Source organism: Oceanisphaera litoralis (genome assembly GCF_016907015.1).
In the GTDB taxonomy this organism is placed as follows: domain Bacteria; phylum Pseudomonadota; class Gammaproteobacteria; order Enterobacterales; family Aeromonadaceae; genus Oceanimonas; species Oceanimonas litoralis.
In genome coordinates this window covers 1-13,144 of record NZ_JAFBBE010000028.1, presented here as the reverse complement: position 1 = coordinate 13,144, position 13,144 = coordinate 1, and the positions used below count along the sequence as shown (strand labels likewise).

The 13,144-nt window shown below is 58.5% G+C and carries 12 protein-coding genes; 5 read left to right on the top strand and 7 right to left on the bottom strand.

The genetic code is table 11. The annotated features are described in order from the left end of the window. Positions 1-492 precede the first annotated feature (492 nt). Positions 493-1,137 (top strand): adenylate kinase, encoded by a 645-nt coding sequence (gene adk, locus HNR62_RS14655; protein WP_204796828.1) that lies wholly within the window; start codon positions 493-495, stop codon positions 1,135-1,137. Positions 1,138-1,224: 87 nt separating this feature from the next. Then, the gene (gene hemH, locus HNR62_RS14650) at positions 1,225-2,193 is read left to right on the top strand and encodes a ferrochelatase (RefSeq protein ID WP_420827167.1); all 969 of its coding nucleotides are present in this window, start codon (positions 1,225-1,227) and stop codon (positions 2,191-2,193) included. Between the two features lie 318 nt (positions 2,194-2,511). Here the strand turns inward: hemH and HNR62_RS14645 are convergent, their stop codons facing one another. The 3 genes from HNR62_RS14645 to mtgA all read right to left on the bottom strand — a co-directional run bounded on the left by HNR62_RS14645 (position 2,512) and on the right by mtgA (position 5,667). After that, positions 2,512-4,101, bottom strand: coding sequence for a cation:proton antiporter family protein (locus tag HNR62_RS14645; protein WP_204796826.1), 1,590 nt, complete (start codon positions 4,099-4,101; stop codon positions 2,512-2,514). Positions 4,102-4,124: 23 nt separating this feature from the next. Next, positions 4,125-4,877 (bottom strand): HAD-IIA family hydrolase, encoded by a 753-nt coding sequence (locus HNR62_RS14640; protein WP_204796825.1) that lies wholly within the window; start codon positions 4,875-4,877, stop codon positions 4,125-4,127. 115 nt (positions 4,878-4,992) lie between these two features. Then, positions 4,993-5,667 (bottom strand): monofunctional biosynthetic peptidoglycan transglycosylase, encoded by a 675-nt coding sequence (mtgA, locus tag HNR62_RS14635; protein WP_204796824.1) that lies wholly within the window; start codon positions 5,665-5,667, stop codon positions 4,993-4,995. A gap of 351 nt (positions 5,668-6,018) precedes the next feature. Here mtgA and HNR62_RS14630 point away from each other — a divergent pair, with 351 nt between their 5' ends. From HNR62_RS14630 to HNR62_RS14620, 3 genes are all read left to right on the top strand, one after another. Beyond that, positions 6,019-7,041, top strand: a complete 1,023-nt coding sequence (locus HNR62_RS14630; RefSeq protein WP_204796823.1) for an adenosine deaminase — start codon at positions 6,019-6,021, stop codon at positions 7,039-7,041. Positions 7,042-7,094: 53 nt separating this feature from the next. Beyond that, complete coding sequence (locus HNR62_RS14625) at positions 7,095-7,964, top strand: OmpA family protein (protein WP_204796822.1); 870 nt, start codon at positions 7,095-7,097, stop codon at positions 7,962-7,964. 148 nt (positions 7,965-8,112) lie between these two features. Further along, entirely contained in the window at positions 8,113-8,904 is a 792-nt protein-coding gene (locus HNR62_RS14620) for a sulfite exporter TauE/SafE family protein (RefSeq protein ID WP_204796821.1), read from the top strand. Positions 8,905-9,299: 395 nt separating this feature from the next. Here HNR62_RS14620 and lpxM read toward each other — a convergent pair whose 3' ends face one another. The 4 genes from lpxM to HNR62_RS14600 form a co-directional block, all read right to left on the bottom strand. Then, positions 9,300-10,268 carry a lauroyl-Kdo(2)-lipid IV(A) myristoyltransferase gene (lpxM, locus tag HNR62_RS14615; RefSeq protein ID WP_204796820.1) on the bottom strand — a complete coding sequence of 323 codons (969 nt, stop codon included), beginning with the start codon at positions 10,266-10,268 and terminating at the stop codon, positions 9,300-9,302. A gap of 54 nt (positions 10,269-10,322) precedes the next feature. Next, positions 10,323-11,096, bottom strand: a complete 774-nt coding sequence (locus tag HNR62_RS14610) for a DUF3025 domain-containing protein (RefSeq protein ID WP_204796819.1) — start codon at positions 11,094-11,096, stop codon at positions 10,323-10,325. Positions 11,097-11,396: 300 nt separating this feature from the next. Continuing rightward, positions 11,397-11,498, bottom strand: coding sequence for a MetS family NSS transporter small subunit (locus tag HNR62_RS14605; protein ID WP_139215073.1), 102 nt, complete (start codon positions 11,496-11,498; stop codon positions 11,397-11,399). Beyond that, positions 11,495-12,973, bottom strand: coding sequence for a sodium-dependent transporter (locus tag HNR62_RS14600; RefSeq protein ID WP_204796818.1), 1,479 nt, complete (start codon positions 12,971-12,973; stop codon positions 11,495-11,497). Before HNR62_RS14600 ends, HNR62_RS14605 begins: the two co-directional genes overlap by 4 nt. Positions 12,974-13,144 lie beyond the last annotated feature (171 nt).

Here is a 13,144-nt window from a genome sequence, read left to right as displayed (position 1 = left end):
CCTTAAGCTGTCAGCGGTAAGCAACACACCCGAGTCTGCAGGCTCGGCATCGCCTGATCCGGCAGCTAAAGCGCCGGCTACAAAAACAATAACACCACAGCGCCGGCGTCTGGCCATGCTGTAGGCGCCGCTTCAGCTGGCGCGAATCAACAGACAATGCCGCCCCTTCGGAGAGCTATGAGCTACCGCTGTCAGCGGTAAGCAACACACCTGGGTCTGCAGGCTCGGCATCGCCTGATCCGGCAGCTAAAGCGCCGGCTACAAAAACCATAACACCACTGATCCGGCGTCTGGCCATGCTGCAAGGCGCCGCTTCAGCCGCGCAAACCCACTTAAAGCCGACAGCTTAAAGCTTAAGGCTCCCCGAAGGGGTTTGGCGTCAATCTAGTCAATAGGTCTAACAGGACCCTGCTGTTACTTGTCCCAAATCCGGTGTCGTGACACAATCGTGCCCCAAATTATGAAATAACTAATCAAGAAGAGGACGCTGTTATGCGCATCGTTTTGTTGGGTGCTCCGGGCGCGGGCAAGGGAACGCAGGCTCAGTTCATCATGGAAAAGTTCGGCATTCCGCAAATTTCCACCGGTGACATGCTGCGTGCCGCTATCAAGGCCGGCACTCCGCTTGGCTTGCAAGCGAAAGAAGTGATGGACAAGGGCCAGCTGGTATCCGACGAGCTGATCATCGGTCTGGTCAAGGAACGTATCAGCCAGGACGACTGTGCCAAGGGCTTTTTGCTCGACGGCTTCCCGCGTACCATTCCTCAGGCCGATGCCATGAAGGACGTTGGTGTCGCGGTGGATTATGTACTGGAATTCGCGGTGCCGGACGAAGAAATCGTCAAGCGCATGAGCGGTCGTCGCGTGCATCCGGGCTCGGGTCGGGTGTATCACCTGATCTACAATCCGCCCAAGGTGGAAGGCAAGGACGACGTAACCGGTGAAGATCTGGTTATCCGTGCCGACGATGAAGAAGGCACGGTACGCAAGCGTCTGGGTGTTTACCACGAGCAGACGGCGCCGCTGATCGACTACTACAAGCAGGCCGCCGCTGCCGGCGAGACTCGCCATTATAAAGTGGATGGCACCCAGTCCGTTGACACCGTCAGCAAAGAACTGGCCGATATTCTGTCCTGATCCCCCAGTGTCAGCCGGGCGCTGCTTGCGCCCGGTTTCTTTTGTTTCGCTTCCATTATTCCGCTTTTATCAGACATGGGTAACAAAGTGAAAACAGGCGTTTTACTGGTTAACCTGGGTACCCCGACTGCTCCCACCGCCAAGGCCGTAAAGACCTTTCTCGGCCAGTTTCTGCACGACCACAGAGTGGTTGATGTTCCCAGAGTAATATGGTGCCCGGTGTTGCACGGCGTGATACTGCCGTTTCGCTCGCCCAAGGTGGCCAAACTGTATCGGTCCATCTGGTGGGAAGAGGGCTCGCCGCTGATGGTGGTGAGTCGGCGTCAACAGGCGGGCCTGAGTGCGGCGCTGCAAGAGGCGGGCATCGATATGCCGGTGGCGCTTGGCATGAGTTACGGCGAGCCGTCTATCGGCACCGCCTGGCAGGAGCTGAAAAACGCGGGGGTCGACCGGGTCATTATTCTGCCGCTGTATCCGCAGTATTCGGTCAGCACCACCGCCTCGGTATTCGACAGCTGGGCCCGGCTGATGAGGCAGGAGCGGCGGTTGCCGGCGTTTCGTTTTATTCGCGATTACCACGATCATCGCGGCTATATTCAGGCGTTGGCGGCGTCGGTGCGTGACCACTGGGAAGACAAGGGCAGAACCGACCTGCTGCTGCTGTCTTACCATGGCATTCCCAAGCGGTTCGAAGACGAGGGCGACCCCTATGGTCACCAGTGCCATCGCACCTCCGAGCTGGTAGCGGCCGAACTGGGGCTGGAACGTCACGAATGGCGTACCACCTTTCAGTCTCGTTTCGGGCGTGAGCCCTGGCTGCAGCCCTATACGGACGAAACCATGAAGGCGCTGCCGGGCGAGGGTATCAAGAAGGTGAGCGTGATTTGCCCGGCCTTTTCGGCCGATTGCCTGGAAACCCTGGAAGAAATTGCCGAGCAGAATAAAGAGATCTTCCTGGAAGCCGGCGGCGAGGCCTATCACTACATTCCCGCCCTCAACGACAACCCCGCCCATATCCGCATGATGATGGATCTGGTCTGCCGGGAGCTGGGGTAACCACAACATTCCCAACATATTCCCACCCATGGGTGTGATGGCCTTGTAGCCGGCGCTTTAGCTGCCGGGGCAGACGATACCGATTCTGCTGATATGGCGTTGTTTGTGGGTTTGCGCCGGCTAAAGCGGTATCTACAGCCCCATCCAGACATCCGGGGCTATTTTTGGCACGGTCTTGTAGCTGCCACTTCAGTCGGCAGGGCCTGCGCAGCGGGCCGTTAGCACGGATGCGGCAGATATGGCGTTGTTTGTTAGTTCGCGCCGGCTAAAGCGGCGCCTACAGATCAGCCAAACATCGGCGTCGTGTTTTGTAGGGCGTTACGCGGACTGTAGTTGCGGGCCGGTGTTTTCGATCACATGGCGGGCAAAGCCGCTGCCGGCCTCTTCGTAGATGTTGAAAATGTCGTCGGCCCCCATGTCGCGCAGCTGGGCGCCTTCTTCCGGGTAGCAGATAATGGCGGCTACCTTGCCCTTGAAATGGTTGTGGCGGATCTGCTCCAGGGCGTAGAGGTTACCCGCATGATTCGGCATGGCCAGGAAGATGTATTCCAGTTGTTCGCCGATGTTGGTCTTGTCCCAGAAGTCCGAGTCGGACGCATCCCCCTCCAGGGCGTTGATATTCAACTCCTGCAGCAGCTTGATTTTTTTCTTGTCGCTGTCGATGCCCAGTAACTGCCCCGGGTAGCGTTGTTCCAGCTCCATGTAGGCACCCTGGCCGATACGGCCCATGCCGATAATCAAGACCCGGGCATCGCCCAGTTGAATGGGTGTGTCGTCCGGGTGCAGATGCGAGGATTCGCGGGGCTGAAAGCGATTCATCAGCCGGCGATAGATGTTCTCGTTTTCGGCATTCAAGGGCGCCGAGACCATGAAGGACACCGCCAGCGCGATGGAGGCGACAATCACCCAGTCGTTGCTGAGCAGCCCCTGCTTGGCCGCCAGTGCGGCCACGATAAGGCCGAACTCCGAATAGTTGCTCAGGCTGAAGGTGGCCAGCAGCGAGGTACGAATGCGCAGGCCGTAACGGTTGTACATCAGGTAATAGATCAGGCTTTTCAGCGGCAGTACCAGCAGCAGTATGGCGGCAATCCACAGGGCGTCCATGGTGGGCATGCCGTTCAGGCCTATGTTCAGGAAAAACGCCACCAGAAACAGCTCTTTCATGTTGAACAGCGACTTGGCCAGCGAAGAGGCACTGTAGTGGGAAGCCAGCATCATGCCGATGACAAGCGCCCCCAAATCGCCCTTGAGCCCGACCAGCTCGAAGCCGCCCACGCCCACCACCAGCGCCAGAAACACCGCAAACAGGGTTTGCAGTTCGCCGTGACCGCTGCGCGCCAGCACCTTGAAAAACAGCGGCCGCAACAGCGGCAGCAGCACCAGCAGGCCCAGTGCCCAGGGGCTGGGCACCTTGCCGCTGGAGACGGTCAAAAACGCCACCGCAAACAGATCCTGCATCACCAGTACGCCGATGGCGATGCGGCCGTAGAAGGTGTTCATGTCGCTGCGCTCTTCCAATACCTTGACCGCAAAGACGGTGCTGGAAAAGCTGAGGGCAAAGCCCATCAGCATGGCCTGACGCCATTCCAGCTCCAGCGCCAGGCTGAAGCCGATGGCCTTCACCGCCAGCAGCACCCCGGTAAACAGCAGGGTCGAAAAAACAATATGGCCGGTGGCCGTGCCCCAGACTTCCTTTTTGAGCAGGGTCTTGATGTCCAGCTTGAGCCCTATGCTGAACAGCAGCAGGGTGACCCCCAGGTTGGCCAGGGTGTCGAGGGTGGCGTTGCTTTCATAGCCCATGGCGTTGAGCACGAAGCCCGCCACCAGAAAACCGATCAGCGGCGGCAGGTTAATCAGGTAAACGGCCAGGCCGCAGCCAAAGGCAATAGCGATAAAAATGGGGTCCATTAGTACTTCTTATTATTACCGGGTCAGAACAGGTCGATATCGGCGACGGAAGAATAAACATGCTGCGGACGGAAGGGCACCTTGTCAATGTCCGCGATCTGGCTGACACCGGTCAGTACCAGCACGGTTTCGAGCCCCGCCTGAAAACCCGCCAGAATGTCCGTTTTCAGGTTATCACCCACAATCAGGGTATTTTCGGAGTGGGCGTCCATGTGATTGAGCGCGGCCCGCACTATCCAGGCGCTGGGCTTGCCGACGTAAAACGGCTTTTTGCCGGTCATGCGTTCTATGGGGGCGCACAGGGCGCCACAGGCCGGGTGCATGTTGGGGCCGTGGGTATCCGGGTTGGTGGCGATAAAGCTGGCGCCGTCGGCCACGAAGCGGGCCGCCATCTGGATCATGCTCCAGTTGTAGTTGCGGGTTTCGCCTACCACCACAAAGTCGGGATCGACGTCGGTAATGGTAAAGCCGGCCTTGTACAGCTCGTGGATCAGCGCCCCTTCGCCGATAACATAGGCTTTTTCGCCATTCTGGCGTTTCAGAAAGTCGGCGGTGGCCATGGCCGAAGTATAGAAACCGCTTTCCGGTACTTCGATGCCGGCGGAATAGAAACGGTTTTGCAGATCCTTGGGGGTCTGGGCCGGGTAATTGGTGAGAAACAGCAGGTTCATGTCCTGCTCCAGCACCCGGCGTACAAAAGTGTCGGCGCCGGGGATTAAATCGTTGTTATGCAGTATGACGCCGTCGATATCACAAATCAGATTTTTCTTATGCACTCATGCTCTCCTTGAGACCCGTCTCGAGCAGGCTCTTGTCTGGTAAGCCAGCTCCGGCTTTATTCCTACTGTCAGCGCAGCTTATGACAAATTGATGACCAACGTCACCGTTTTATTACTTTTCTATGCAGCTTAACAGGGGGCCGAGCTGGTTAATGCGGTAGCCAATGGTGGTGGCGCGTCGCTGCACATAGGCCGATGGCCGACCTGCGTTGTACCGTCGGGGGTTGGGCAGCACCGCCGCCAGCAAGGCGGCCTGATGACGGCTGAGCCCGGCGGCCGAGGTATTGAAATAGGCCCGGGCCGCCGCGTCGGCGCCGTAGATGCCGGGGCCGAACTCGGCGATGTTCAGATACAGGGTCATGATACGGTCTTTCGGCAATATCAGCTCCAGCATGGGGGTATAAATGGCCTCCAGTACCTTGCGGGTGATGCTGCGCCCCGGCCACAGATAGAGGTTTTTGGCGGTCTGCATGGTGATGGTGCTGCCGCCGCGCAGCCGGCCCTGGTCCCGAAACTCGTTGAAGACATCATTGAAGGCGTCCCAGTCAAAGCCCCGGTGGCGGCAGAACTTGTTGTCCTCGGAGGCGATGACCGCCCTCTTCAGATGGTGGGAAATGCGTGATGAAGACTGCCAGTCTTTGGACAGGGATTCGCCTTCAAACAGGCGGATCACCATCAGCGGCGTCACCGGCACCGGCACGTAGCGATACAGCAATGTCAGCAGCAGGGGCCCCAGGATCAGCAGGCCAAGCAGCCAGACGACACAGCGTTTCAGGAAAGAGATCATCGAGAGAGCATTCCCATGGTGGTGTTTGACCTCGCGGTTATTTTTGACGGCAGCAGTGACGCAATGAGTGACGCAATGTTTGTTATCTTTAACCTAAGTAATGCCGCATAACAGGAGTGGTTCAGTCGTCATTCCCACGAAGGTGGGAATCCAGGGCCTGTAGCGCAGAATTTTCAGACTGCGGTTCGCCTGTAAAGACACTGGACCCCCGCCTTCGCGAGGGTGACGATAAAGGCAAACCAACCCTTGTATCCACACCTGTTACGCAAGATTACATAATTGGTTTTTTGGAAACCTAATGGTTTTTTGGACGGACTCGAACCACCGGTTTATAAACAGCGGAGAAACGCCATGTCCACGTTTATCAGTGAATTGCCCAAGGTGGAACTGCATCTGCATATAGAAGGAACCCTGGAGCCTGAAATGGTGTTTGCCCTGGCCAGGCGCAATGGTATCACCCTCGATTACCCGGATGAAAGCGCCCTCAGGTCGGCCTATCGGTTTGAAGATCTGCCATCGTTTCTCGATGTCTATTATCAGGGCATGCAGGTACTGCTCACCGAGCAGGATTTTTTCGATCTGACCTGGGCCTATCTGCGGCGGGTCCATGCCGAGCGGGTGCGCCATGTGGAGATTTTCTTCGACCCCCAGGCCCATACCGGGCGGGGGGTGTCACTGGCGGTGGTGGTGGGCGGTATTCACCGGGCGCTGGAGCAGGCCCGGCAGCAGTGGGGGCTGACCAGCCGCCTGATCATGTCGTTTTTGCGTCATCTGTCTCAGGCGTCGGCCTTCGAGACCCTGCACCACGCCGAGCCCTTCCGTCAGCAATTGTCGGGTATCGGCCTCGACTCGGCGGAAAAGGGCAATCCGCCCACCAAATTCACCCAGGTATATGCCGCCGCTCGGGAGCAGGGCTATCGGCTGGTGGCCCATGCCGGAGAAGAAGGGCCGGCCGGCTATATTCGCGATGCGCTGGATATTCTCAAGGTGGAGCGTATCGATCACGGGGTAGCGGCCATGACCGATATGCCCCTGATGGCACGGCTGGCGCGGGAGCGAATTCCGCTTACCCTGTGTCCGCTGTCCAATCTCAAGCTCAAGGTCATCGAGACCATGGCGGAGCACCCCATACTCCAGCTGCTGCATGCGGGCCTGTGTGTGACAGTCAATTCCGACGATCCGGCGTATTTCGGCGGTTACATGAATGCCAACTATGAGGCAGTGCAGCAGGAGCTGGGAGCCAGCAACGAAGATTTGTTACTGCTGGCGCTGAACGGGGTGGAAGCCTGCTGGCTGTCGCCGGAAGAAAAGGCGGTGCTGACGCGGGAGCTCAAGGCCTATGGCGAGCAAGCCGGCCTCGCGCTAAAGCATTAAAGAGTTGGCCCCAGGCGCCGATAACCTGCGTAACGATCGACAGGAGAGCAGACGTGCGCCTTATTTCTGTAGTAGCAGGGCTGACCCTGTGCGCCGGTGCCTGGGCCCAACCCCGGACTTATATCGCGAATATGGATCAGTCCCTGTGGCGGCTCACCTCGGACTCGGCGGTGGAATGTCGGCTGGAGCATCCCATTCCCGGCTTTGGCACCGGTAGCTTTATCAGCCGGGCGTCCAAAAACATCAATCTGGTGTTTGAGTTGAATCCGCTGCGGGCGCAGCCGCGTACCCAGTCGGCGATGCTGAAAAGCGTACCGCCGCAATGGCAGCCGGGTCGGGCGGCGCACAACCTGACCAAGGTCACCTTTTATCAGCAGTTTGATGCCATGGTCGAGCAGCAGTCGGCCTGGGTGATGCTGGACGAGCTGAGCGAGGGACGCTGGCCGACCTTCTATTTTGATGACTGGTATCGTCATGGTCAGCCCACCGGGGTGGGCCTGTCGTCGGTCAACTTTCGTGCCCGTTACGCCGCCTTTCTCGACTGCCAGGCGAATCTGCTGCCCTACAGCTTCGAGGATATCGCCTTCAGCGTGCTCAATTACGTCAACAATAACGATGTATTGACTGCCCATTCCAGCCGGCGACTGGCGATGATTGCCGCCTATGTGAAGGCCGATCCCGATATCGGCGACGTGGTGATCAATACCTATACCGACAGCTTTGGTACCGCCAATCATAACAAGCAGCTGTCGCAGCGTCGGGCCGAGGCCATCAAGGCGCACTTCATGAACCTAGGCCTGCCGGAAGACACCATCAGTCTGGAAGGGCATGGCGAGCGCCGGCCCATTGCCGACAACCGCACGCCCGACGGGCGCGACACCAACCGCCGGGTGGTCATCAGCCTGGGCCACGACAGACTCTGAGAGAGGGTATCTACAGCCCTATCCGGACATTCGGGCTCTTTTTGATATGGCCTTGCCGTGGTTTGTAGCCGGCGCCTCACGCTTTTCCGGTTGGCTTTTACCGCAGCTTTCGGTAGTTTATGGCCTTTTGTCTTTTTAGGGATTCAATATGACCTGGTTGATGTATCTGGCGTTGGGCGCCTTTGCCGGCACCCTGGCCGGACTGTTTGGCGTGGGCGGCGGGCTCATTATCGTGCCGGTGCTGATTATCAGCTTTAAATTACAGGGTATCGGCGGTGATCTGGTGACCCACATGGCGGTGGGCACCTCGCTGGCCACCATCATGTTTACCTCGCTGACTGCCATTCACACCCACCATGGTCGCAGAGCTATCGACTGGCGCCTGGCAGCAATGCTGTCCGTCGGCATCGTCGTAGGTGCCTGGCTGGGCGGTTATACCGCCGACAAGCTCTCGGGCCCGCTGCTGCAGCGGCTGATTGGTTTGTTCGCCTGGCTGATGGCGGCACAGATGCTGTTTGGTCTGGCACCCAGGGGCGGCGCCCAGTTGCCCGGCAAGCCGGTGCAGGTGGCGGCGGGCGGTATTATCGGCTGGGCCTCGGGCATTTTCGGCATCGGGGGCGGCTCGCTAACGGTGCCGTTTCTCAGCTGGTGTTCGGTGCCCATGCAGCGGGCGGTGGCGGTATCGTCGGTATGCGGCTTTCCCATTGCGCTGGTGGGGGCGCTCAGCTACGTGGTGCACGGCATGGCGCATCAGGGCTTGCCGGACGAAGCCTGGGGTTATGTTTATCTGCCGGCGATGATCGGCATCAGTCTGGCCAGCATGCCCTTCGCCCGATTCGGCGCCATACTGGCGCATAAGCTCTCGGCCCTGGTACTGAAACGCGCCTTTGCGATATTCCTGCTGCTGGTCGGCACCAAGTTCCTGTTTTTCCCGGGGTAAATATTGTGAGGGGTGAGGAGTGAGTTGTAGGGTCGATTTCAATCGACCATTAGATCATCGAGGCACGCCTTCGGTCGAATAAATTCGACCCTACGACTATCAGAAAACAAGGCGCCAAGCGTTTTGTGCCGTCATCCTGACGAACGTCAGGATCTTGATTTTGTTTAGTTTTGCTACGCAAAACCGGCCAGCTAAAGCGGCCGCTACAAAACCTCCTCCTCCTCCTCACTCTTCACCCTTCACCCTTCACCCTTCACCCTTCACCCTTCACCCCTCACCCCTTACCCCTCAGTCCTCACCTTTGCGTTCTTTCTCGATCAACCCGTCATCGATGCGGGCCACCAGCCACATAACCAGCAGGCCGCCGGCGATGGTCAGCAGGTATTCCAGCCAGCTCATTGTTTTCTTATCTCCCGGATTCCTGCTTCGTAACGGCCTTCGTCGGTATCGACCTGGGTCTGAAAATATTTCAGAAACCACATGTACTGCTCGGGCCACTCGGTGAGCAGGGCTTCTATTTCCGCGTTCATCGCCCGGGTATCGGCGGCAATATCGGCGGTGGGGTAGGGCGCCATGGCCGGGCGAAGGATCAGCTCGTAGCGATGCTGCTCGGCATTGTAGACACTGAGCACGGGTATGACCCTGGCGCCGGTCAGCTTTACCAGCTTGGGCAGGGCCGGCAGGGTGGCCTTGAGTTCGGCGAAAAAGGGCACGAAGAGGCTGGCTTCCCGGCCGTGATCCTGATCCGGCAGATAGAAGAAGTGCTTGCCACTCTTGATGGTCTTGATCACCGCCTTGATGCCGGCATCGCGCTCGTAGACGATGCCGTTGAAACGTGCGCGCTGGCGGTTGATAAACCAGTCGAACACCGGGTTCTTGGCGCTGTGCATCATGGTGCACATCGGCAGGCCCAGCGAGGTGAGATAAAGGCCTCCGGCGTCGATGGCCCAGGTGTGAGGGATCATGAAGATGATTTTTTCATCCTTCGCCAGGCAGGCATCCAGGTGCTCCTGGCCCTGCACCACGAAGCGACCTTGCAGATAGTCACGACTGCGGGCGGTCCACTCGCCGTACCCCATAAAGGTCATCAGGCCGGCACGAATGGAATTCAGCAGCATCTGCTCTACCTCATCGGCAGGCAGCTCGGGAAAGCACAGCCGGATATTGGTGCGGGCAATATAACACTGCTTTTTGGCCAGTTTCACCAGCAGGGGCGCAAATGCGCCGGCCACTGCGTCGCGTGCTGGTACCGGCAGCCAGGCCAGCAGCCACAGCAAGCCGATGGCCAGCCAGGTCAGCCAGTATCTGGGGTGCAGGTAATGACGTTTGAATTCAAGGTCATAAACGGGGTCGGACCCGGACATAACAACATCCTCTTTCTGATAAGGCGGCAAGTGTAAGAAAAAAATCGAGGTAAATCACCTGTTACGCCGGGGGCGGAAGTAATCCCGGTTCTGATAAAAGGCCGGATCTTCGTTGGCCGGCCACCAGCCGGGGATGCCCAGCAAGGGCAGCGGCAACAGAGGGCGCGGCCGGTCGAACAGCGTATTCTGCTCAAGATGCTCCGCCAGCCGGGCATCCAGCAGCGGATAACGTGCGGCGGCGGGCAATGCAAAAAAGGCGGCATCCATCTCCAGCACCACGCATTTGCCGGTCATGCCGATAAAAGGTGCCAGCGCCTGCTCGTATAGTGCATGGCCGAAGATAAAGGGCTGCCAGCTTGGTCCCCAGCGGTCGCGTTCGGTAATAAACAGCTGCTGCCAGTCGTGTTCGCGCAGCCAGTGCTCGGCTTCGGTCTTGTCCTTGACCGCCAGCACCAGACCACATTCGTCGAAGTGGGTTACCCGGTCGCGCCGGGGCGTGCGTTTGCCGAGGCCGGATACGGCGATATCTTCCATGTGCAGCCGGTTGAGCAACGCCTTGGTGCGGGGAAACAGCGCCCAGATCACGGCACCAAAAAAATCATGCCAGTTGGCGGCGCGGGTCGGCACCATGCCCTGGGCCACCGCCTGCTCGTAATAGCAGTTCAGCGCGGCAAAACGGTCATCGTCGATAAATTGCACCGGCACGTCGGCGGCCAGGCGTCGGTTCAGCTCGGCCAGGGTGGGCCACTGCGGCGTGCCGATCTCGATGAGATTGGCAAGTTGTGCCAGCACGCCATTGCGGCCGGTAACATGGGGATCCCAGTCCATTATCACTACCTGCATGGATGAAAACGCGCAAGCATACCCGGAGTCGGGGGCGAAATCATCTCACCCATACATCCGGGGCTATTTGGGGCATGACCTTGTAGCTGCCACTTCAGTCGGCAGGGCCAGCTCCGCTGGCCGTTAACACCGATTCTGCAGGTGCCACGTCATTTGTAGGTTTGCGCCAGCTGAAGCGGCGCCTACAGCTCAATCCAAACATCCGGCAAGGAAAGGGCTAGGGAGGGGTTTCTGCAACAAACTTTCACTATACAAAAAAGGCAGCCTCTTGGCTGCCCTGATACCTTATTTTGCCTTGGACTTCATGGCTCGGCGAATGCAGAGGGCGGCGCCGCCCCAGGTGATGCCGAGCCCAATCAGCATCATGATGATGGCTCCGGTGCTCATGCGGTGGTCTCCTTCTTGCTGCTGAGGTTGATGATGATGGCCAGCACCAGCATCAGTGCAATCATGCCCCAGCCGATAAAGATCACGTCATTATCGGAGTAGCCGCCGTAGTTCTCGCGGAAGGCACTCAGAATGTTGTTGAACAGTATCACCACCAGAATGCCGATGGAGACAAAACGGATGCAAATGGCCCACCAGCCGCCGATGGTGAATTCGGACAGGCGGTTGGCATGGGTACGGAAGTCTTCCAGCCGGCACAGCCAGCCGACCAGGAACAGCTCAAGCAGGCAGGAGCCGAGCAGGGCGATGTTGTTGATGAAATAATCCACCAGATCCAGCAGCAGCAGGCCGCCCTGGGTGATGAACATCAGGCTCACCACCAGACCGGTCGAGCAGAAGATGGTGGCGGTTTTCGGACGGCTCCAGCCCAGCTTGTCCATCAGGCCGGTGGTGACGGCCTCGGCGATGGAGATGTGGGAGCTGATACCGGCAAACACCAGGGCCAGGAAGAACAAGGGCCCCATAACCCCGGGCGCGGGCAGCAGGTTGATGGCGGTAGGCAAGGTCACGAAGGCCAGACCCACACCGGAGCTGACCACCTCGGTTAGTTCCTTGCTCTGGGCGTGGGCCATGTAGCCGAGGGCGCCGAAGATCATGATGCCGGCCAGCATGGAGAAGCCGCAGTTCATCAATACCGTCATGAAGGCGTTATTGTTGATGTCGGACTTTTCCGGCAGGTAGCTGGCGTAAGACAGCATGATGGCGAAGCCGACACTCAGGGTGAAGAAGATCTGACCATAGGCGGCAGACCATACCTTGAGATCCCAGATCTTGCTGAAATCGGGCTCCAGCAGCCAGTTGATGCCGTTCAGGGCACCGGGCAAAAAGGCGATGCGACCGATCAGCAGCAATACCATCACGAACAGCAGCGGCATCAGTACCTTGTTGACCTTCTCGATACCGCCTTTTACGCCCCGGTAAGTGGCGAAATAGGTGGTGGCCCAGGCCAGGCACAGGGGCAGCAGCAGGTGCCATTGCAGGCCACCCAGGTTGGAAGGCGCACTGTCGCCGCCCAGGCCGAGGAATTCTCCGAAGAAGAAGCCGTTGCTGTCTTCGCCCCAGGCCTGAGTAAAGGCGAAGTAGGTATAAGAGATGGCCCAGGCAATCACCACCACATAGTAGAAGGCGATAATGGCCGAGATCATGACCTGGAACCAGCCCAGCCACTCAAAGCGATTGTTGAGGGCTTTCAGCGTTTTGGGGGCGCCGGAGCGGTATTTATGACCCAGGGTAAATTCCAGGATCATGAAGGGAATGCCGGCGGTCAGCATGGCAAACAGGTAGGGAATGAAAAAGGCGCCACCGCCGTTTTCATACGCCATATAAGGGAAGCGCCAGATGTTACCCAGGCCGACGGCAGAGCCGACGGCGGCAAGGATAAAGCCGGTGCGAGAACCCCATTGTTCTCGTTTCATAGTGACTCCTGAGCAGGGTATATCAGCTTTGACATCCTCCTCGGCCTAAAGGCCGAGGATTCCTACTGCGGTTAAGCGCTTGCGCTTAACTCACTTCGGTGGGTTCCTGCTGCTGGCGACATTAATGCATCGCTCACTTCACAGGCTAACCGGGCGTGTCCCGCCCTTAAT

Bases quoted from the DNA above. Each gene is read 5' to 3' on its own strand.
- lpxM (WP_204796820.1), bottom strand. From the start codon at position 10,268: ATGTCCGGGTCCGACCCCGTTTATGACCTTGAATTCAAACGTCATTAC.
- HNR62_RS14620 (WP_204796821.1), top strand. From the start codon at position 8,113: ATGACCTGGTTGATGTATCTGGCGTTGGGCGCCTTTGCCGGCACCCTG.
- adk (WP_204796828.1), top strand. From the start codon at position 493: ATGCGCATCGTTTTGTTGGGTGCTCCGGGCGCGGGCAAGGGAACGCAG.
- HNR62_RS14630 (WP_204796823.1), top strand. From the start codon at position 6,019: ATGTCCACGTTTATCAGTGAATTGCCCAAGGTGGAACTGCATCTGCAT.
- mtgA (WP_204796824.1), bottom strand. From the start codon at position 5,667: ATGATCTCTTTCCTGAAACGCTGTGTCGTCTGGCTGCTTGGCCTGCTG.
- HNR62_RS14600 (WP_204796818.1), bottom strand. From the start codon at position 12,973: ATGAAACGAGAACAATGGGGTTCTCGCACCGGCTTTATCCTTGCCGCC.
- HNR62_RS14605 (WP_139215073.1), bottom strand. From the start codon at position 11,498: ATGAGCACCGGAGCCATCATCATGATGCTGATTGGGCTCGGCATCACC.
- HNR62_RS14645 (WP_204796826.1), bottom strand. From the start codon at position 4,101: ATGGACCCCATTTTTATCGCTATTGCCTTTGGCTGCGGCCTGGCCGTT.
- HNR62_RS14610 (WP_204796819.1), bottom strand. From the start codon at position 11,096: ATGGACTGGGATCCCCATGTTACCGGCCGCAATGGCGTGCTGGCACAA.